The following is an 18,799-nucleotide window of genomic DNA, read 5'->3' as shown; positions in this document are numbered from 1 at the left end:
ACGTCGAAAATCGGGGGGAGGAATACCGGTTGGAGGGGTGGCGAAAGCCCGTCCCCTCGCCAAAGGGGACTGGCTTGCCGACCGCTATCAGAAGTCGCGCTTGTAGAAGATGTCCAGCGAGCTGGCGACGCCGCTGGCCGCTTCCAGGTAGACCTTTTTGCTCAGTTTGTAGCGCAGGGCGATGGTGTTGGCCGGTTCGAAGACCCCCACCCCGTACCGCAGGCTGAGGCGCTCGGAGATATTGCCGCTGGCCACCACGCTGGTGGTGTTGCCACTGCCCTGGGTGTCGAGCTGGAAGTCTTCGATCCCCAGGTTCTTGGCCAGCCCGCCGGTGATGTTCGAGCTGCCCATCAGGCCAAGGCCCAGGGCGGCTTGCGCCAGCATGTTGTTGTCCTCGCCGGTGGTGCTCAAGGGACGCCCGAGCACCAGGTAGGACAAGGCCTGCTCCTGGCTCATCGCCGGCTCCGAGAAGATCTGCGTGGTCGGCTGTTCGGCGCTGCCACTGAGGCGGATCCCGGCGATCACGTCATCGGTCTGGCGGATCGCCTCGATGTCCAGGTACGGCTGGTCGATCGGCCCGGCGAACAGCAGGCGCGCCCGGCGCACGGTCAGGCGCTGGCCGTAGGCGCGGTAGCGGCCGTCGTTGAGCCACAGTTCGCCACGGGTGTCCATGTTGTCACCGATGTGCACGTGGCCTTGCAGGTTGGCGGTCAGGCCGAAACCGGTGAAGCTGAGCTTGTCCTCGCCGACCACCACGTCGATGTCCATCGCCATGGCCATCGGCGCTTTGCCCTCCTCGGTCTGGTGGCCGATGATCACCGTGTCGTCCGACACCTTGACCGTCGATGGCGGCAATTCGCGAACGGTGATTTCGCCCTTGGGCACGTGGACCTTGCCGGCGATCGCCAGCTTGTCGTCCTTCATCGAGATCTTCAGGTCCGGCGCCACGTCCAGCACCGCATAGGGCTCGACGGTGACCGGCAGCTGCGAGCCTTTCAGGCTCAGGTCCACCACCAGCGCCTGGCCCCAGGCGATATTGCCGTTCAGGCTGCCCTGCCCGGCCTTGCCGCTCTTCCAGCCACCGCTCAACTGCACATTTTCACCGGCGATCAGCGCCTGCAATTGCAGGTCCTGGAGGCTGATGGGCAATTCGGGACCGGAGACTTCGCCACCGCTGAGCGCCAGGCTGCCGTTGACCTGCGGCGCCAGCAGTCCACCGGAGATGCGCCCGCTGCCATTGAGGGTGCCGGCAAGCTTCTCGACCATCGGCACGAACGGCCGCGCCACCGCCAGGTCCAGGCCGCTGAGGCGGAACTCGCCGGACAGCGGCTTGTTTTTCGGCAACGGATTGATCTGCGCCTGCAGCATCAGCTCACCGAGCTTGCCGCCACTGAACGCCAGCTGCGTGTCGATACGCTTGGGGTTGAGGGTGGTGTCGAGTTTCAGCGTCTGGTACGGGAAGTCCAGCCACTGCTGCTTTTCCTTGACCCGCAAGGTGCCGCCGCTGGCGTCCAGCAGGATCCGCCCCTGCGGGCCGCCGGCCGGTACGTCCAGCTGGATATCGGCATTGAGCCGGCCCTTCCAGGCGAAGTCCTTGGGCAGCCACTGCGCAAGGCTGTCGATCGGGAACTGCTTGAGGTGGTAGCGCAACTTGGGCTCGGGCATCAGCCGCTGATCTTCGCCACACAGGCTGGCATCGCCGCTGGCCCAGCAATGGGCGCCGAAATTGAGCTTGCCGTCGGCCAGGTATTCGAGCTTCGCCGGGGCTTGCAGCCTCCAGTCCTGGCCACCGGTCAGGATATCGCCGCTGGCCAGGCGTCCGCGCCAGTTGCCCTGGTCCAGCTTGCCGTCCAGGCCCAGCGCCAGCTTGAGCTGCGGGCCTTGCAGGTCCAGTTGCAACTTCTGGCTCTTGATATCGCCCTGGCCGCTGGCCGTCAGCGTCCCCAGCGAGGTTTCGCCGACCTGGATGCCGGCCCCCTTGAGGTCGATCCGCGCCCGTTGCGCGCTGTCCAGGTTGGCATCGAGCTTGAGGCTCTGCAGGCGATTGTCGGCGAATACCAACTGCTGGCCTTGCAGGTCGAGCTTGCCCTGCGGCGCCTTCAGGGTGCCGGCCACATCGAGGCGGCCGTTGAGCTGGCCACGCAGCTCGGGCCACAGCTGGCCAAGGCGTGGCAGCTTGATATCGAGCTGCCCGGCCAGGCGTTGTTGCAGGCGGCCGGAACCGTTGATGCGGTTGTCGCCCAGGCGGATGTCCAGGGCGCTCAGGTTCCACTGCTCTCCAGCGCCATCGGCCTTGGCCTGCAGCACCACGGGCTGGCCGCGCAACTTGCCCTTGAGGTCGAGGTCGGCGTTGAGCTTGAGTTGCTCGTTCTTCATTTCGCCCTGGCTGCGCAGCGGTCCAGCTAACGTACCCGGCAGCTCGGCGACCCAGTACGCCGGGTTGATCGCCGACAGATCCAGCGCGATATCCCAGGCGATGCCGTCGGCGAATTGCAGGTTCAGGTGGCCTTCGGCCTTGCCCTGGCCGGCCGCCAGCTTGAACTGGGGCAGGAAGATTTTCGTCAGGTCGCCGCTGAACGGGCTGCTGAGGCTGAACGCCCCCGCCGGGCCATCGAGGTCGCCCTTGAAGTTGCCCAGGTAGTTGCCATCGCGGTAGGCGACTTCAGCATTGAAACGACGCACCGCCACCGCGGGTTCTTCGATCAGCGGGTACAGGCGATGCCAGGGGAAATCCAGCCAGTCGAGCTTGGCTTCGGCGTTCAGGCCCTGGCTCCAGTCCAGCTGGCCGGTCAGCTTGAGGTTTTGCTTGTCGTTGGCGGTCAGGTCCAGCGCGGCGATCTGCGCGCCCTTGGCGTCGACCTTGCCTTGCAGCGCCAGTGCCACCGGCCCCTGCTCGGCCGGCAAGGTGGCCTTGCCCAGCAGTTGGTAACCCGCCTTGAGATCGCCTTTGCCGGTCAGTTCCAGCTGATTGAGCATCAGGGTATCGGGCAGATCGGCGCTGGCCTTGAAGCCATCGGCGGTGATCCGCACCTCGGCCGGCAGGTTCTCCGCCAGCGGTTGCAGCTCACCGCTCAACCGTCCTTGCAGATAACCGCTGCTGTCGGCCGCAAGCTTGAGGGTCTTCAACAGGTCGCCGTCGACCTTCAGCGCCAGCGCCCAGGGTTCGCTGCCGGGCGCCGGCAGGGTCAGGGTACCGGTGGCGCTCAATGGCCAGTCGCCGCTGGGCGACAACAAGCCCGAAAGTTTGAGGCTGAGGTCGTCGCGTTGCAGGCTCACCGAGTCGATCTGCAAGCCCTTGGCCGTCCACTGCGCCGCCAGTTGCAGGCCCTTGAGCTCCTCGGCGCCATTGAACTGCAGGCTGCCGACCCGCACCTGACCCAGCTCGATAGCCAGGGGCAGTTGCAGATCCGGCAGGCTGATCGGGCCGCTGCTTTCTTCTTCCGCACCCGGCGGGAATTGCAGGCTGACCTGCTCCACGTCCAGTTGCTCGATGCACAGGGTCATGCGCATCAGGCACGCCGGCGACCAGGCGAATTTCGGCGCCTGGAGTTCGACCCGGCTGCTGTCTTGCTGCCACAACAGGTGATCGGCGCTCCACTGCCCGCCCAGGCGGCCGGCGAAGTTCTCCACCGTCAAGCCCGGCACCAGGCCCAGGGCCCAGCGACTGCCGGCCTGGGTGCCGAGTATCGAAGCCAGCGCCAGTATTAGCACCGCCACCAGTACAAGCAGCGCCAGCGCCGCGATCTTCAAACCACGCTTCACAGCTCTGGCCCCATGGAAAAGTGCAAGCGAATGCCGCCGTCGTCGTCCAGCGCACGGGCCAGGTCGAGACGGATCGGCCCCACCGGGGAGATCCAGCGCACACCGACACCGCCCCCGGTCTTGAGGTTCGGCAGTTCAAGTTTGTCGAAGGAGTTGCCCTGGTCGACAAAGGTCGCCAGGCGCCATTTTTCCGCGATGGAGTACTGGTACTCGACGCTGCCGGCCACCATGTAGCGCCCGCCGATCCGGTCGCCGTCGGAGTTCTCCGGCGACAGGCTCTGGTAATCGTAACCACGCACGCTCTGATCGCCACCGGCGAAAAAGCGCAGCGATGGCGGGACCTTCTTGTAACCATTGGTGGCGCTGCCACCGAACTGCACCCGGCCAAGAAACCGGTGGTTGTCCCACACCGTGGTCAGGCCCTTGAGCAGCACGGTGCCATACAGCAGGTTGGTGTCCGAGCCCAGCCCTTCCTTGGCCACCTTGCTGTCGAATTGCAGGCGATAGCCATTGTGCGGGTCGATGCGGTTATCGCTGCGCAGGTAGGAATAACTGATGCCGGGCATCAACAGGGTACTCAGGCCCGAGTCGTCGCCAAGGCGGTATTCCTCGCGCTGCCACTTCAGCGAGATGACCCGCTGCCAGCCGCTGGGTAACTTGCTGTGCCACTCGGGACCGAGGGTGAGCAGTTTACTCAGGGTGTCGGTATTGGAGATTTCTTCGTTCTGGTAGCCGCCGGCAAAACGCAGCTTGTCGGTCAGCGGCGGGTCCAGCGGTATGTCGTAGAACAGGCCGACGTTCTGCCGCGGCGCGGAGATTTCCGCCTCCCAGCCATAGCTGTGGCCTTGGGCATTGACCCAGTGCCGGGTCCAGTTGGCCTTGGCCCGCGGCCCGACGTCGGTGGAAAACCCCAGGCCCAGACCCATGGTGCGCGGCTTGCGGGTTTCCAGCTGGACCGCCACCGGAATCACCTCGGCGGCGGCCGCGGTCGGCGCCGCGTCGACCCGCACGCCTTCGAAGTAGCCGCTCGATTGCAGCGCCTGGTTGAGTTCGGCGATCAGTTCGGAATCGTAGGGCGTGCCGGCCTTGAACGGCACCATGCGTTGCAGCAGGTCTTCGTCGAACGGCGTATCGCCGGCAAAACTGACCTTGCCCAGGGCGTAGCGCGGACCGCTTTCGTACACCAGTTCGATGTCCGCCACCCCAGCCTGGGGGTCCACGGCCAGCTTCTGCCGGGTGAAACGCCCGCTGAAAAAGCCGTAGCGCGACGCCTGGTTCTGGATCAGCCGCTTGGCGTCTTCGTAATGACCGTGATTGAGGACCGCGCCGCTTTTCAGCTGATCACTTTTGGGCACACGAAAGCCCTTGAGGGAGGCCGCTGGACCGTCGACCCGGATGGTGACGTTGCGCAGGTGCACCGGCTCGCCAGGATCGATATTCAGCACCAAACGCGGCTTTTCGCCGCCTTTGACTTCGCTGCTGATCTGCGGCTGGTAGTAGCCCAGGGCCTGGGCGGCCTTGCGGGCCTGCTCCTCGGCGCCACGACTGAAGCGCAGCAGCGCCTCCTCGTCGCGATCGCCCACCCCGCCAATGTAGCCTTCCACATTGGCCTTGAGTTCATCGTTGGAGGGTTTGACCCTGACGTCCAATTCGCTTTGCGCCAGTGCCGCACAGCTTGTGAACAGCAGCAACAAGCCGCTGGTGAATCTTCCTGAAAACTTCATAGGCGCGAATGCTATCACGAGCTGGGAGCCCGATAGAGCGCACAAATGTGAGGAAAGTTCTGTTCAGCCGGTCGCGCTTTGCAGAACCTGCGGGTTGGCGTGAAAGAAAACGTGCTCACGGATCGGACCGACAGCGATCTCGCCAATCTCTTCGTAACCCTGGCGCTCATAGAACGCCAGGTAACGCGGATTGCCGGTGTCCAGCACCACGCCCTGGGAATGCTCGTCCACCGCGCACCAGTTGTGCACCGCCTGCAGCAACTGCTCACCGAAATGCCTGCCCTGGAACTGCGGGTGCACGCCCAGCAATGGCAGGACGTGCACCGAGTCGGTGGGCAGGCAACCCAGCACTGCCGCGTGATAGTCCAGGTAACGCCGGGTGCAACGGAAACCGGTACTGAGCACCATGCGCAAGCGCCAGGCCCAGCTCTCGGTAATGCCCAGGCGACGCTGGGGTGGCGCGATCAGGGCGATGCCGATCAGCCGGTCGTTGACCAGCAGGCCAATGGCCGGCAGGTCCTGAATAAAGTGCTGCTTGACCAGCTCCCGCACCGTGGCCCGCACCCGCTGCTCGTAACCCGGGCGTTCGGACTCGAACAGATAGGCGAAGGTCGGCTCGTGGCGATAAGTCTGGTACAGCAGGGAACGGGCTTCGCGCGCGTAGCCGCTGTCGAGCATATGAATGTCGGCGATGGCAGTCGAGGTTTCAGGCATGGCGATGGGTCTCCCCCCTGGGGCCGGCTTGAAGTGGCCGCGCTGAATGGCGGCGAACATGTGCCAGTTCTTGATGTGCTTCATAGCTACGAGCCTTCCAGGCCCGCGATCGTTCCACTACGCTGCGCTGCTCATGGACCTTAGCAGCGCAGCCGCCACGCCGCCACGCTGGCCGCCGCGCGACTTGTCGGCTAGCATCGCAGTTTTGCCAGGACTGCCGACCATGAAGATCGTCTCGTTCAACATCAACGGGCTGCGCGCCCGCCCCCATCAGCTGGCGGCGCTGATCGAAAAGCATCAACCGGACATCATCGGCCTGCAGGAAACCAAGGTATCAGACGACCAGTTCCCCCTGGCCGAAGTCCAGGCGCTGGGCTATCACGTGAATTTCCACGGGCAGAAAGGCCACTACGGCGTCGCCCTGCTTTCGCGCCAGGCGCCACTGGACCTGTACAAAGGCTTCGACGGTGACGATGAAGACGCCCAGCGGCGTTTTATCTGGGGCACCTTCGTCGACGCCAACGGCACCCAGGTAACCATCATGAACGGCTACTTCCCCCAGGGCGAAAGCCGCGACCACCCCACCAAGTTCCCGGCCAAGCAGCGTTTCTACAGCGACCTGCAGCACCTGCTGGAAACCCGTTTCAGCAACGAGCAGCCGCTGGTGGTCATGGGTGATGTGAACATTTCCCCGGAAGACTGCGACATCGGCATCGGCCCGGACAACATGAAACGCTGGCTGAAAACCGGCAAGTGCAGCTTCCTGCCGGAAGAGCGCGAGTGGATGGACCGCCTGAAGAACTGGGGCCTGGTCGACAGTTTCCGTCACCTCAATCCCGAGGTGGTCGATCGCTTCAGCTGGTTCGACTACCGCAGCCGCGGTTTCGAGGACGAGCCCAAGCGCGGCCTGCGCATCGACCTGATCATGGCCTCCCGCGGCCTGCTGCCACGGATCAAGGATGCCGGGGTCGACTACGACCTGCGCGGCATGGAAAAGCCTTCCGACCACGCACCGATCTGGCTCGAACTGAGCTGATCGCCAGGCACAAAAAAGCCCATCCTGCGATGGGCTTTTTTTATGGCTTCAGCGTCTCAACACAACTCGACCCGGGTGCTGGTGCCGGCCTGCATGATGGCCTCGATGGCGGACTCACGGGTCGGCTCCGAGTCATACAGGTGGCTGACCAGGATCACCTCCTTGCCGGCCTTGAGATTGAAGTAGGATTTGCCACCAGGGGCGATCTTCTTTTCGTAACTACCCGGGGACGTGCAGTGCTTGCGCAACAGCGCGATGGCTGCCTCGACACTCTCACGACAAGGGTAACGGTCGCTTTGAAGCATGGTCTGCGCGTCCTTGGACTTCAGCAAGAACCTGAAACCTCCGCTGCCATATTGCTTCAGCTCGAACCAGCCACTCATTTCATACTCCTTTGACACAAGCAAATTGCAGCCAGGGCTGCATCGACGCCTGGTGAAGACGAGAATCGGCTTGCGCCAATTCCCCTCCAGACAAAGTTTTCAACTGTACTGAGCCAGCCGTGCCGGGTCTTTAAGAGCATTCCGAAAAACCACGAGAAGACTCTGATTACCCGCATCAACCGTCATATCTCCGTCACCTCCCTGACTTAATCTCGCCGCACTCGCTCCCGCCATAGAAGGCCATTGCCGCATGTCACGCGTTTGTACCGTCAGTGAACGGGACCTCTGGTGCCGAACCCTCTGCCTGCTGCTGGTCGGCTTCGTTTGCTACGCCCTGCCCTGGTCGGTGTTCGCCGCCCTGCCCCTGGCCGGCGGCGACCAGCCGGTGCTGCGCATCCAGGGTTCCAACACCATCGGCGCCGCGTTGGGCCCGGCCCTGGTCAAGGGCCTGATGCAAGAACAAGGTTTGCTCGACATACGGATCGAGGCCTCAGGCAAAGACAACGAGCGTCGGGTGACCGGCCAGGATGCCCAGGGCCGGCGCGTTTTCGTCGAGATCGCCGCCCATGGCTCCAGTACCGGCTTTGCCGCGTTGAAGAACGCCAGCGCCGACCTCGCCGCCGCGTCACGGCCGATCAAGGACAGCGAACTGGTGGAACTGGAAGCCCTCGGCGACCTGAAAGATCCCGAGGCCGAACAGGTGATCGCCATCGACGGCCTGGCGATCATCCTCCACCCGCAAAACCCGCTGACGCGGCTGGACACCGAACAACTGGCGCGGGTCTTCAGCGGTGAGGTGAAAACCTGGGAAGAACTGGGCGGCATCGGCGGTGCCATTCACCTGTACGCCCGCGATGACCGGTCCGGCACCTACGACACCTTCAAGGAGTTGGTGCTGGCCCAACGCGGCAAGAACCTCAGCGCCACGGCGCAACGCTTCGAGTCCAGCGAGCAGCTCTCCGACGCGGTCAGCCACGATCCCCAGGGCATCGGTTTTATCGGCCTGCCTTATGTGCGCCAGGCCAAGGCCGTGGCGATCGTCGACGGCGGCTCGCAACCGATGTTGCCCCTCGACAGCCTGATCGCCACCGAGGACTACCCGCTGTCACGGCGCCTGTACTTCTACCTGCCACCCGACGAGCAAAACCCCTGGGCCCGCGCCCTGGTACGTTTCGCCCAGAGCCCCAGGGGCCAGGCGATAGTCGCGGCCAACGGTTTTATTGCGCAGACGGTGCTGGCCATGAGCGTCACCCCCGCCCCGCAGATGCCCGAGGGGTACCAGGCCATCGCCCGGCAGGCGCAGCGCCTGACCGTGAACTTTCGCTTCGAGGAAGGCAGCGCCACCCTCGACAACAAGGCGCACCAGGATCTGGCGCGGGTCCTGGATTTTCTCAAGCGCCACGACAAACTAGCCAAGCGCGTGACCCTGGTCGGCTTCGGCGACGCCAAGAACGATCCGGCACGCGCGGCGCTGCTGTCCAAGCTGAGGGCGATGACCGTGCGCCGGGAACTGGTGAGAAACGGTGTGGTGCTGCGCGAGATCCGCGGTTTTGGCGCGCAGATGCCGGTCGCGGCCAATACCGCGGACGAGGGACGGATCAAGAATCGGCGGGTGGAGGTCTGGGTGTATTGAGGGAGGGAAAATCGGCGGCGTAATCGAGGACGTTATCGCGGGCAAGCCTCGCTCCTACGGAAGATTCTGTAGGAGCGGAGCCCACGATCGTTTTTAATGCCCGCTGCGCAGCATTTCCTTGGGCACGTACTTGCCGATTTCGAACTTGCCGATAGCCGCGCGGTGCACTTCGTCCGGGCCGTCGGCCAGGCGCAGGGTGCGTTGCATGGCGTACATGTAGGCCAGCGGGAAATCGTTGGAGACCCCGGCCCCGCCATGAATCTGGATGGCCCGGTCGATCACCTTCAAGGCCACGTTCGGCGCCACCACCTTGATCTGGGCGATTTCGCTTTTCGCCACTTTGTTACCGACGGTGTCCATCATGTACGCCGCCTTCAGGGTCAGCAGGCGCGCCATGTCGATCTCCATCCGCGAATCGGCGATCTTGTCGACGTTACCGCCCAGGCGCGCCAGCGGCTTGCCGAACGCGGTGCGGCTCACCGCACGCTTGCACATCAACTCCAGTGCGCGCTCGGCCATGCCGATCGAGCGCATGCAGTGGTGAATCCGGCCCGGGCCAAGGCGACCCTGGGCGATCTCGAAGCCACGACCCTCGCCCAGCAGCACGTTCTCGTACGGCACCCGCACGTTGTCGAACAGCACTTCGGCATGGCCGTGGGGGGCGTCGTCGTAACCGAACACCGGCAGCGGCCGGACAATCTTCACCCCGGGGGTGTCGACCGGCACCAGGATCATCGAGTGCTGCTGGTGGCGCGGTGCGTCCGGGTTGCTCAGGCCCATGAAGATCAGGATCTTGCAGCGCGGGTCGCAGGCCCCCGAGGTCCACCACTTCTTGCCGTTGATCACCCATTCGTCGCCATCACGCACGGCGCGGGCGGCCATGTTGGTGGCGTCGGACGATGCCACGTCCGGCTCGGTCATGGCGAAGGCGGAGCGGATCTCGCCGCGCAGCAGCGGCTCCAGCCAGCGTTGCTTCTGCTCTTCATTGGCGTAACGCACCAGCACTTCCATGTTGCCGGTGTCCGGTGCCGAGCAGTTGAAGGGTTCCGGCCCCAGCAGGGAACGGCCCATGATTTCCGCCAGCGGCGCGTATTCGAGGTTGGTCAGGCCGGCGCCGAGCTCCGACTCGGGCAAGAACAGGTTCCACAGGCCCTCGGCCTTGGCCTTGAGTTTGAGCTCTTCCATGATCGCCGTCGGCTGCCAGCGATCGCCTTCGGCGACCTGGCGCTCGAACACGGCTTCAGCCGGATAGACATAAGTGTCCATGAACGCGGTCACGCGCTCACGCAGTTCCTGAACCTTGGGTGAATAGGCGAAATCCATGGGCAGCTACCTTCTTGGCAAGGTGGTTGAGGGCATGGAACCGATGCTAGAACAGCTTACGAAAATTTACCTAGCCTATTCTCGGCGTGTATTAACATTCATCACCGATATATGATTGACTGATCAGGCAGGCCATCAACCCATCCCTCCCGACCCTAACAATAAGAGTGCAGCGCAATGAATCTGAGCAAGGTCGACCTCAACCTTTTCATCGTCTTCGACGCGATCTACACCGAAGCCAACCTGACCCGCGCCGGGCAGATCGTCGGCATCACTCAGCCTGCTGTCTCCAACGCCCTGGCCCGCCTGCGCGAGACCTTCAACGACCCGCTGTTCGTGCGGACCGCCCAGGGCATGGTGCCCACGCCCATGGCGCAGAACATCATCGGCCCGGTGCGCAACGCCCTGTCGCTGCTGCGGGTGTCGGTGCAGGAAAGCCGCATCTTCAATCCCTTGCAGGCGGTCAAGACCTACCGCATCAGCATGACCGACCTGACCGAGGCGGTGATCCTGCCGCCGCTGTTCCAGCGCCTGCGGCGCCTGGCCCCCACGGTGATCATCGAGAGCTTCCTGTCCAAGCGCCGGGAAACCACCAAGGAACTGGCCGCCGGCCGCCTGGATTTCGCCGTCGATGCCCCGCTCAACACCGACCCGCAGGTCCGCCACGTCAAGCTGATGGAAGACCGCTACGTCTGCGCCATGCGCAAGAGCCACCCGCTGGCGAACAAGGAAAAACTCAGCCTCGACGACTACCTGTCGCTGACCCATATCCACATTTCCAGTCGCCGCAGCGGCCTGGGTTATGTCGACCTGGCGTTGGGCAAGATGGGCATCCAGCGCAAGATCGCCCTGCGCTCCCAGCATTACCTGATGGCCTCGCAAGTGTTGCAACAGACCGACATGGTCATGACCGTGCCCGAGCGCTTCGCCCGGCGCCATGACCTGCAGGCGTTCAACCTGCCGGTCAACGACGTGCCGCCGCTGGAAACCCACCTCTACTGGCACGAAAGCACCGACCAGGACCCGGCCAACCGCTGGATGCGCGAGCAGATGATCGAGTTGTGCCAGCAGGTGACGGCCCACGAGAAAAAACTCGAAAAGTAATCTGTAGGAGCGAGGCTTGCCCGCGATAAGGAAGAACGTGGTGGTTCAGGGAAACCTCAGCGTCCCCATCGTGGGCAAGCCTCGCTCCTACGGATAGGGTTTCATCTTGCTTGACGTATACGTCAACCTCGAATTAGCTTAACGCCAAGACCTTTTTCGAGTGCCCCCATGAGCAGCCAGACCTACAGCATTTCCGACCTCGCCCGCGAGCTCGACATCACCACCCGGGCCATCCGCTTTTATGAAGAACAAGGCCTGCTCGCCCCCGAACGCCGTGGCCAGGAACGCATCTACTCGCCACGGGACAAGGTCAGCCTGAAGCTGATCCTGCGCGGCAAGCGCATCGGCTTCTCCCTGGCCGAGTGCCGCGAGCTGATCGAACTCTACGACCCCAGCAGCGGCAATCTGAAGCAATTGCACAGCATGCTGGCGAAAATCGCCGAGCGCCGTGAACAGCTGGAACAACAGCTGCTGGACATCGAACAGATGAAGCTGGAGCTGGACACCGCGGAAGAGCGCTGCACCCAGGCGCTGGAGCAGACCATCCAGAATCAGAAAAGCGCCGTGCAGTAACCGCCCCAGGCTGCGGTCGCCCGCAAAGCGGCCGCACCAGTAACACAGACAATCTGCCAGACAGACCGTAGCGCCTGGTTTTGCGTCGACTTCGTCGCCGAGCGCAGCCTGCGGCAGCGGCTACATCAGCGGCCCTACATATAAAAGGTAAAGCCCCATGTCCCTCCCCACCCATGTGCGCCTGGTCGAAGTCGGTCCTCGCGACGGTTTGCAGAACGAAGCCCAGCCCATCAGCGTCGCCGACAAGGTGCAACTGGTGGATGCCCTGAGCGCGGCCGGGCTCGGCTATATAGAAGTCGGCAGTTTCGTCTCGCCCAAATGGGTGCCGCAGATGGCCGGGTCCGCCGAGGTGTTCGCGCAAATCCAGCGCAAGCCGGGAGTGACCTACGGCGCCCTCGCCCCGAACCTGCGCGGCTTCGAAGATGCCGTGGCCGCCGGGGTCAAGGAGGTCGCGGTGTTCGCCGCCGCCTCCGAGTCCTTCTCCCAGCGCAACATCAATTGCTCCATCAGCGAGAGCCTGGAGCGCTTCGTGCCGATCATGGACGCGGCGAAACAGCATGGCGTTACCGTGCGCGGTTACGTGTCCTGCGTGCTGGGCTGCCCTTACGAAGGCGAGGTGGCGCCGGAACAGGTCGCCGTGGTCGCCCGCGAGCTGTACAGCATGGGCTGCTACGAAGTGTCCCTGGGCGACACCATCGGCACCGGCACCGCCGGCGCTACCCGGCGGATGTTCGAGGTGGTGGCCGCCCATGTCCCGCGGGACAAGCTCGCCGGGCACTTCCACGACACCTACGGCCAGGCCCTGGCCAATATCTACGCCAGCCTGCTGGAAGGCATCGCGGTGTTCGACAGCTCCATCGCCGGGCTCGGCGGCTGCCCCTACGCCAAGGGCGCCAGCGGTAACGTCGCCAGCGAGGACGTGCTGTACCTGCTCAATGGGCTGGGCATCAAAACCGGTATCGACATGGAGCGCCTGATCCTCGCCGGCCAGCAGATCTGCTCCGTGCTGGGGCGGCCCACCGGCTCGCGCGTCGCCAAGGCCCGTTACCCAGGTTGAGGGGGTTGCCTGTTTCAGGGTGTTACCGACTGCTCTGGCGCACGCTCGAAACGGGTAACACGGAAACAGTTTGTCGATTTTCTAGCGGTACAGATGAAATGCCGTTTTTATCAAACCATTGATTTTAAAGGATTTTAAAAAGTTGGCATGGCTTCTGCTATATCTCTGGCATAACAAGAATAAAAAGCAGCAAAGCTAATAAAAATAAGACGAAACGACTCTGACATAACAAAAACAACACGGCAGAGACGCAGCTAACAGATTTTTTTGGAGAGGATGTGTTTTCCAGGGTGTCTTCAACAACAAGAGCCACCCGCAACCGGGCAGAGAACAATAAAACTACCCCAAGGTAGCTCCCGAACTGGTTGGTCGCTCAAGCGAGAAAATAGATCAGCGCTCAAAAAAATACGTTTGCTCTTGATCCCGGATGGGGATCGCCAAAAACAGCGGTAAAGGGTAACGGTTGCCAAAAACAACAACAGACCGCCCCTCAATAATAAAAAAAGAGCACGCAACGACAAAATTAAAGGGGAGCTTCGGCTCCCCTTTGTGCTTTCTGCCATTCCTGTTTTCTTCCCTGATTCGGCGGCGACCTTGGGGTCGCTATCGCGAGCAAGCTCGCTCCNCTACAAAGAGCGAGCTTGCTCGCGATGACATCAGGAATGCCCGCGCAACTCCTCGATGCTGATCTCGCGCATCCTGAACTTCTGGATCTTGCCGGTCACGGTCATCGGGAATTCCTCGACGAACTTGAAGTAACGCGGCGTCTTGAAGTGAGCGATACGCTCCTTGCACCAGGCCTGCAGCTCCTCCTCGCTGGCGCTGTGGCCGGGGTGGAACTTGATCCAGGCGACAATCTCTTCACCGTACTTCGAGCATGGAATGCCGATCACCTGCACGTCGGCCACCGCCGGATGGGTGAAGAAAAACTCCTCCAGCTCGCGCGGATAAATGTTTTCGCCGCCGCGGATGATCATGTCCTTGTTGCGCCCGGCAATGCACACGTAACCCTGCTCGTTCATGGTCGCCAGGTCGCCGGTATGCATCCAGCCGGCCTGGTCGATGGCTTCAGCCGTGCCCTGGGGGTTGTTCCAGTAGCCCAGCATCACGCTGTAGCCGCGGGTGCACAGCTCGCCGATGGTGCCGCGCGGCACGATATTGCCCGCCTCGTCGATGATCTTGCTTTCCAGTTGCGGCTGGGTGCGGCCGACCGTGGTCACGCGCAGCTCGAGGTCGTCCGCCGGGCCGGTCTGCAATGACACCGGGCTGGTTTCGGTCATGCCGTAGGCGATCTGCACTTCGCTCATGTGCATCTCGCTGATCACCCGACGCATCACCTCGATCGGACAGGTGGCCCCGGCCATGATCCCGGTGCGCAGGCTCGACAGGTCGAACTCGGCCCGTTGTGGCTGGTCGAGCATGGCGATGAACATGGTCGGCACGCCATACAGCCCGGTGGCCTTTTCCTCGGCCACGGCGCTCAGGGTCAGCAGCGGATCGAAGGCATCGTTGGGGTAGATCATGGTGGTGCCGTGGGTCACGCAGCCCAGATTGCCCATGACCATGCCGAAGCAGTGGTACAGCGGCACCGGAATCACCAGGCGGTCCTCGTGGCCCAGGCCCAGGCTCTCGCCGACCATATAGCCGTTGTTGAGGATGTTGTAGTGGCTGAGGGTCGCGCCCTTGGGGAAACCGGTGGTGCCGGAGGTGTACTGGATATTCACCGCCTGGTCGGGGTCCAGGCTGTCCTGGCGTTCGCGCAGCGCTTCGACACTGACGCCGGCCCCCAGGTCGGCCAGCTGCGACCAGGGCAGAAAACCCGACGGCGGCTGCGCGTCGAGGCTGATCACGCCGCGCAAATCCGGCAGCCGCTCGCTCTGTAGCTGGCCGATGGACTGCTGCGCCAGCTCGGGTGCCAGGCCCTGCAACATGGCGTGGTAGTCGGAGGTCTTGAACGCACCGGCGCACACCAGCCACTGGCAACCGGACTGCTTGAGCACGTATTCCAGCTCGGAACTGCGGTAGGCCGGGTTGATGTTCACCAGGATCGCGCCGATCTTGGCGCTGGCGAACTGGCTGATGCACCACTGGGCACAATTGGGGGCCCAGATGCCCAGCCGGTCGCCGGTCCTGAGCCCCAGGGCCAGCAGCGCCCGGGCATGCAGATCGACGGTTTCGGCCAGTTGCTGCCAGCTGTAGCGCAGCTGCTGATGACGCACCACCAGGGCTTCGCCCCGAGGGTATGACGCCACCGTGCGATCGAACGCCTGACCGATGGTCAGCGCCAGCAAGGCTTTGTCCTGGGTGCCGCGAGTGTAGCTGCGCCCCGGCGCGGGTGCGGGTTGATCCATGATGACCCCCTATTGTCTTTATTGTAGGAGCGAGGCTTGCCCGCGATTGGAGCGCCGCGATGTCGCTATACGACCGCGTGATCCTTCATCGCCGGCAAGCTCGGCTCCTACAGATTCGCGCAAGTTGACGTTTACGTAAAGGGTGATTGACAGCCACCCGTCGCAGGCTTACGTTAACGTAAAGGTGAGAGCCGGATCAGCCGCTCTCCACAGCCCGACTCCCTTACATAAAAACAAGTTTGAAGGTGCCCCCATGAGCTATCCGACCCTGAACTTTGCCCTCGGCGAAACCATCGACATGCTCCGCGACCAGGTGCAGGCCTTCGTCAAGGCCGAGCTGGCGCCACGGGCGGCACAGATCGACATCGACAACCTGTTCCCCGCCGACATGTGGCGCAAGTTCGGCGACATGGGCCTCTTGGGTATCACCGTGCCGGAAGAATACGGCGGTGCCGGCCTGGGTTACCTGGCCCACGTGGTGGCCATGGAAGAAATCAGCCGTGGCTCGGCCTCGGTCGCCCTTTCCTACGGCGCCCACTCCAACCTCTGCGTCAACCAGATCAACCGCAACGGCAACCACGAGCAGAAAAGCCAATACCTGCCCAAGCTGATCAGCGGCGAACACATCGGCGCCCTGGCCATGAGCGAACCCAACGCCGGCTCCGACGTGGTCTCGATGAAGCTGCGCGCCGACAAGCGCGGCGACCACTACGTGCTCAACGGCAGCAAGACCTGGATCACCAACGGCCCCGACGCCAACACCTACGTGATCTACGCCAAGACCGACCTGGAAAAGGGCCCGCACGGCATCACCGCGTTCATCGTCGAGCGCGACTGGAAAGGCTTCAGCCGCAGCAACAAGTTCGACAAGCTGGGCATGCGCGGCTCCAACACCTGCGAGCTGTTTTTCGATGACGTGCAAGTGCCGGAAGAAAACATCCTCGGCGTGCTCAATGGCGGCGTGAAGGTACTGATGAGCGGCCTGGACTACGAGCGCGTGGTGCTCTCCGGCGGCCCGACCGGGATCATGCAGGCCTGCATGGACCTGGTGGTGCCCTACATCCACGACCGCAAGCAGTTCGGCCAGAGCATCGGCGAGTTCCAGCTGATCCAGGGCAAGGTCGCCGACATGTACACCCAGCTCAACGCCAGCCGCGCCTACCTGTATGCCGTGGCCCAGGCCTGCGAACGCGGCGAGACCACGCGCAAGGACGCCGCCGGGGTGATCCTCTACAGCGCCGAACGCGCCACCCAGATGGCCCTGGACGCGATCCAGATCCTCGGCGGTAACGGCTACATCAACGAATTCCCCGCCGGCCGCCTGCTGCGCGACGCCAAGCTGTATGAAATCGGCGCCGGCACCAGCGAGATCCGCCGCATGCTGATCGGTCGCGAACTCTTTAACGAGACGAAGTAAGAGCAGCTGCAAGTTGCGAGCTACAAGCGGCAAGCCATAGCTGCCGTAACGCCGATTTACTCTTGCAGCTTGAAGCTTGTCGCTTCGAGCTGCGCTGGGAGCCCCAATGATTCTGAAGTCTCAGCTCAACCCGAAATCACCAGAGTTCGCGCAGAACGCTGCCAGCATGCTGGCCCAGGTCGATGCCCTGCACACCCTGCTCGCCCAGGTCCAGCAAGGTGGCGGCGCCAAGGCCCAGGAACGGCACACCTCGCGCGGCAAGCTGCTGCCGCGCGAGCGTATCAACCGCCTGCTCGACCCCGGCTCGCCCTTCCTCGAAGTCAGCCAGTTGGCGGCGTATGAGGTGTATGGCGAAGACGTGCCGGCCGCCGGGGTGATTGCCGGCATCGGCCGGGTGGAAGGTGTCGAATGCATGATCGTGGCCAACGACGCCACGGTGAAAGGCGGCTCCTACTACCCGTTGACCGTGAAAAAACACCTGCGCGCCCAGGCCATCGCCCAGCAGAACCGCCTGCCCTGCATCTACCTGGTGGACTCCGGCGGCGCCAACCTGCCGCGCCAGGACGAGGTGTTCCCCGACCGCGAGCACTTCGGGCGGATCTTCTTCAACCAGGCCAACATGAGCGCCCAGGGCATCCCGCAGATCGCCGTGGTCATGGGTTCCTGCACCGCCGGCGGGGCCTACGTGCCGGCCATGGCCGACGAAGCGATCATGGTCCGCGAACAGGCCACCATCTTCCTCGCCGGCCCGCCGCTGGTGAAGGCCGCCACCGGTGAAGTGGTCAGCGCCGAAGACCTCGGCGGCGCCGATGTGCACTGCAAGATCTCCGGTGTCGCCGACCACTACGCCGACAGCGACGAACACGCCCTGGCCCTGGCCCGGCGCAGCATCGCCAACCTCAACTGGCGCAAGCAGGGCGAGTTGCAGCAACGCGCGCCGATCGCCCCGCTGTATGCCAGCGACGAGCTGTACGGGGTGATTCCGGCGGACGCCAAGCAGCCCTTCGATGTGCGCGAAGTCATCGCGCGGCTGGTGGACGGTTCGGTCTTCGATGAGTTCAAGGCACTGTTCGGCACCACCCTGGTGTGCGGCTTCGCTCACTTGCACGGCTATCCGATCGCCATCCTCGCCAACAACGGCATCCTCTTCGCCGAGGCCGCGCAGAAAGGTGCGCACTTCATTGAACTGGCCTGCCAGCGCGGCATCCCGCTGCTGTTCCTGCAGAACATCACCGGCTTCATGGTCGGGCAGAAATACGAAGCCGGCGGCATCGCCAAGCACGGTGCCAAGCTGGTGACCGCGGTGGCCTGCGCCAAGGTGCCGAAGTTCACGGTGATCATCGGCGGCAGCTTCGGCGCCGGTAACTACGGCATGTGCGGCCGTGCCTACGACCCACGCTTCTTGTGGATGTGGCCCAACGCGCGGATCGGCGTGATGGGCGCCGAGCAGGCCGCCGGGGTGCTGGTGCAAGTCAAGCGCGAGCAGGCCGAACGTGGCGGACAGACTTTCAGCGCCGCCCAGGAAGCCGAGATCAAGCAGCCGATCCTCGATCAGTACGAGCACCAGGGCCATCCGTATTACTCCAGCGCCCGGCTGTGGGACGACGGCGTCATCGACCCGGCGCAGACCCGCGACGTGCTGGCGCTGGCCTTGTCCGCGTCCCTCAACGCCCCTATCGAACAGAGCCGCTTCGGCGTGTTCCGCATGTGACCCGGAGCGCA

General features: G+C 63.5%; 13 protein-coding genes. 7 read left to right on the top strand and 6 right to left on the bottom strand.

Features of this window, described 5'->3' with window-relative positions; all coding sequences use genetic code 11:
• Positions 1-87: 87 nt before the first annotated feature.
• From PVZ78_RS10590 to PVZ78_RS10580, 3 genes are all read right to left on the bottom strand, one after another.
• Positions 88-3,762: a translocation/assembly module TamB domain-containing protein gene (locus PVZ78_RS10590; RefSeq protein WP_273828661.1), complete on the bottom strand. Its 3,675-nt coding sequence runs from the start codon at positions 3,760-3,762 to the stop codon at positions 88-90.
• Positions 3,759-5,486, bottom strand: a complete 1,728-nt coding sequence (locus PVZ78_RS10585) for an autotransporter assembly complex protein TamA (RefSeq protein ID WP_273828660.1) — start codon at positions 5,484-5,486, stop codon at positions 3,759-3,761. Before PVZ78_RS10585 ends, PVZ78_RS10590 begins: the two co-directional genes overlap by 4 nt.
• 63 nt (positions 5,487-5,549) lie before the next feature.
• On the bottom strand, positions 5,550-6,200 hold the full coding sequence (locus PVZ78_RS10580; protein ID WP_273828679.1) for a GNAT family N-acetyltransferase: 651 nt from the start codon (positions 6,198-6,200) through the stop codon (positions 5,550-5,552).
• Positions 6,201-6,423: 223 nt separating this feature from the next.
• Here PVZ78_RS10580 and xthA point away from each other — a divergent pair, with 223 nt between their 5' ends.
• Positions 6,424-7,236: an exodeoxyribonuclease III gene (gene xthA, locus PVZ78_RS10575; protein WP_016701913.1), complete on the top strand. Its 813-nt coding sequence runs from the start codon at positions 6,424-6,426 to the stop codon at positions 7,234-7,236.
• Between the two features lie 56 nt (positions 7,237-7,292).
• Here the strand turns inward: xthA and PVZ78_RS10570 are convergent, their stop codons facing one another.
• On the bottom strand, positions 7,293-7,619 hold the full coding sequence (locus PVZ78_RS10570) for a YegP family protein (RefSeq protein WP_009049811.1): 327 nt from the start codon (positions 7,617-7,619) through the stop codon (positions 7,293-7,295).
• Between the two features lie 250 nt (positions 7,620-7,869).
• Between PVZ78_RS10570 and PVZ78_RS10565 the strand changes: the two genes are divergently transcribed.
• Positions 7,870-9,252, top strand: coding sequence for a phosphate ABC transporter substrate-binding/OmpA family protein (locus PVZ78_RS10565; RefSeq protein WP_273828659.1), 1,383 nt, complete (start codon positions 7,870-7,872; stop codon positions 9,250-9,252).
• A 93-nt stretch (positions 9,253-9,345) separates the two neighbouring features.
• Here PVZ78_RS10565 and PVZ78_RS10560 read toward each other — a convergent pair whose 3' ends face one another.
• A complete protein-coding gene (locus tag PVZ78_RS10560) occupies positions 9,346-10,575 on the bottom strand; it encodes an acyl-CoA dehydrogenase (RefSeq protein WP_009049813.1) in 1,230 nt (409 codons plus the stop codon).
• Positions 10,576-10,752: 177 nt separating this feature from the next.
• Here PVZ78_RS10560 and PVZ78_RS10555 point away from each other — a divergent pair, with 177 nt between their 5' ends.
• The 3 genes from PVZ78_RS10555 (at position 10,753) to PVZ78_RS10545 (ending at position 13,309) form a co-directional block, all read left to right on the top strand.
• Positions 10,753-11,679 (top strand): LysR family transcriptional regulator, encoded by a 927-nt coding sequence (locus PVZ78_RS10555; RefSeq protein WP_009044615.1) that lies wholly within the window; start codon positions 10,753-10,755, stop codon positions 11,677-11,679.
• A 168-nt stretch (positions 11,680-11,847) separates the two neighbouring features.
• Complete coding sequence (locus PVZ78_RS10550) at positions 11,848-12,252, top strand: MerR family transcriptional regulator (RefSeq protein ID WP_007929654.1); 405 nt, start codon at positions 11,848-11,850, stop codon at positions 12,250-12,252.
• A 157-nt stretch (positions 12,253-12,409) separates the two neighbouring features.
• Positions 12,410-13,309 (top strand): hydroxymethylglutaryl-CoA lyase, encoded by a 900-nt coding sequence (locus tag PVZ78_RS10545; protein ID WP_273828658.1) that lies wholly within the window; start codon positions 12,410-12,412, stop codon positions 13,307-13,309.
• A 656-nt stretch (positions 13,310-13,965) separates the two neighbouring features.
• On the opposite strand, the gene PVZ78_RS10540 is transcribed toward PVZ78_RS10545, so the two are convergent.
• Positions 13,966-15,660 carry an AMP-binding protein gene (locus PVZ78_RS10540; protein ID WP_273828657.1) on the bottom strand — a complete coding sequence of 565 codons (1,695 nt, stop codon included), beginning with the start codon at positions 15,658-15,660 and terminating at the stop codon, positions 13,966-13,968.
• 253 nt (positions 15,661-15,913) lie between these two features.
• Here PVZ78_RS10540 and PVZ78_RS10535 point away from each other — a divergent pair, with 253 nt between their 5' ends.
• The gene (locus PVZ78_RS10535) at positions 15,914-17,077 is read left to right on the top strand and encodes an isovaleryl-CoA dehydrogenase (RefSeq protein WP_016701919.1); all 1,164 of its coding nucleotides are present in this window, start codon (positions 15,914-15,916) and stop codon (positions 17,075-17,077) included.
• A gap of 106 nt (positions 17,078-17,183) precedes the next feature.
• Positions 17,184-18,788: a carboxyl transferase domain-containing protein gene (locus PVZ78_RS10530; RefSeq protein ID WP_009049817.1), complete on the top strand. Its 1,605-nt coding sequence runs from the start codon at positions 17,184-17,186 to the stop codon at positions 18,786-18,788.
• The last annotated feature ends 11 nt before the right edge of the window (positions 18,789-18,799 follow it).

It is taken from the genome of Pseudomonas sp. SBT1-2, assembly GCF_028640875.1.
GTDB classification, from domain to species: Bacteria; Pseudomonadota; Gammaproteobacteria; order Pseudomonadales; family Pseudomonadaceae; genus Aquipseudomonas; species Aquipseudomonas chlororaphis_I.
Note: the sequence above shows the minus strand (reverse complement) of the source record. Positions and strands in the feature narration are given on the sequence as shown.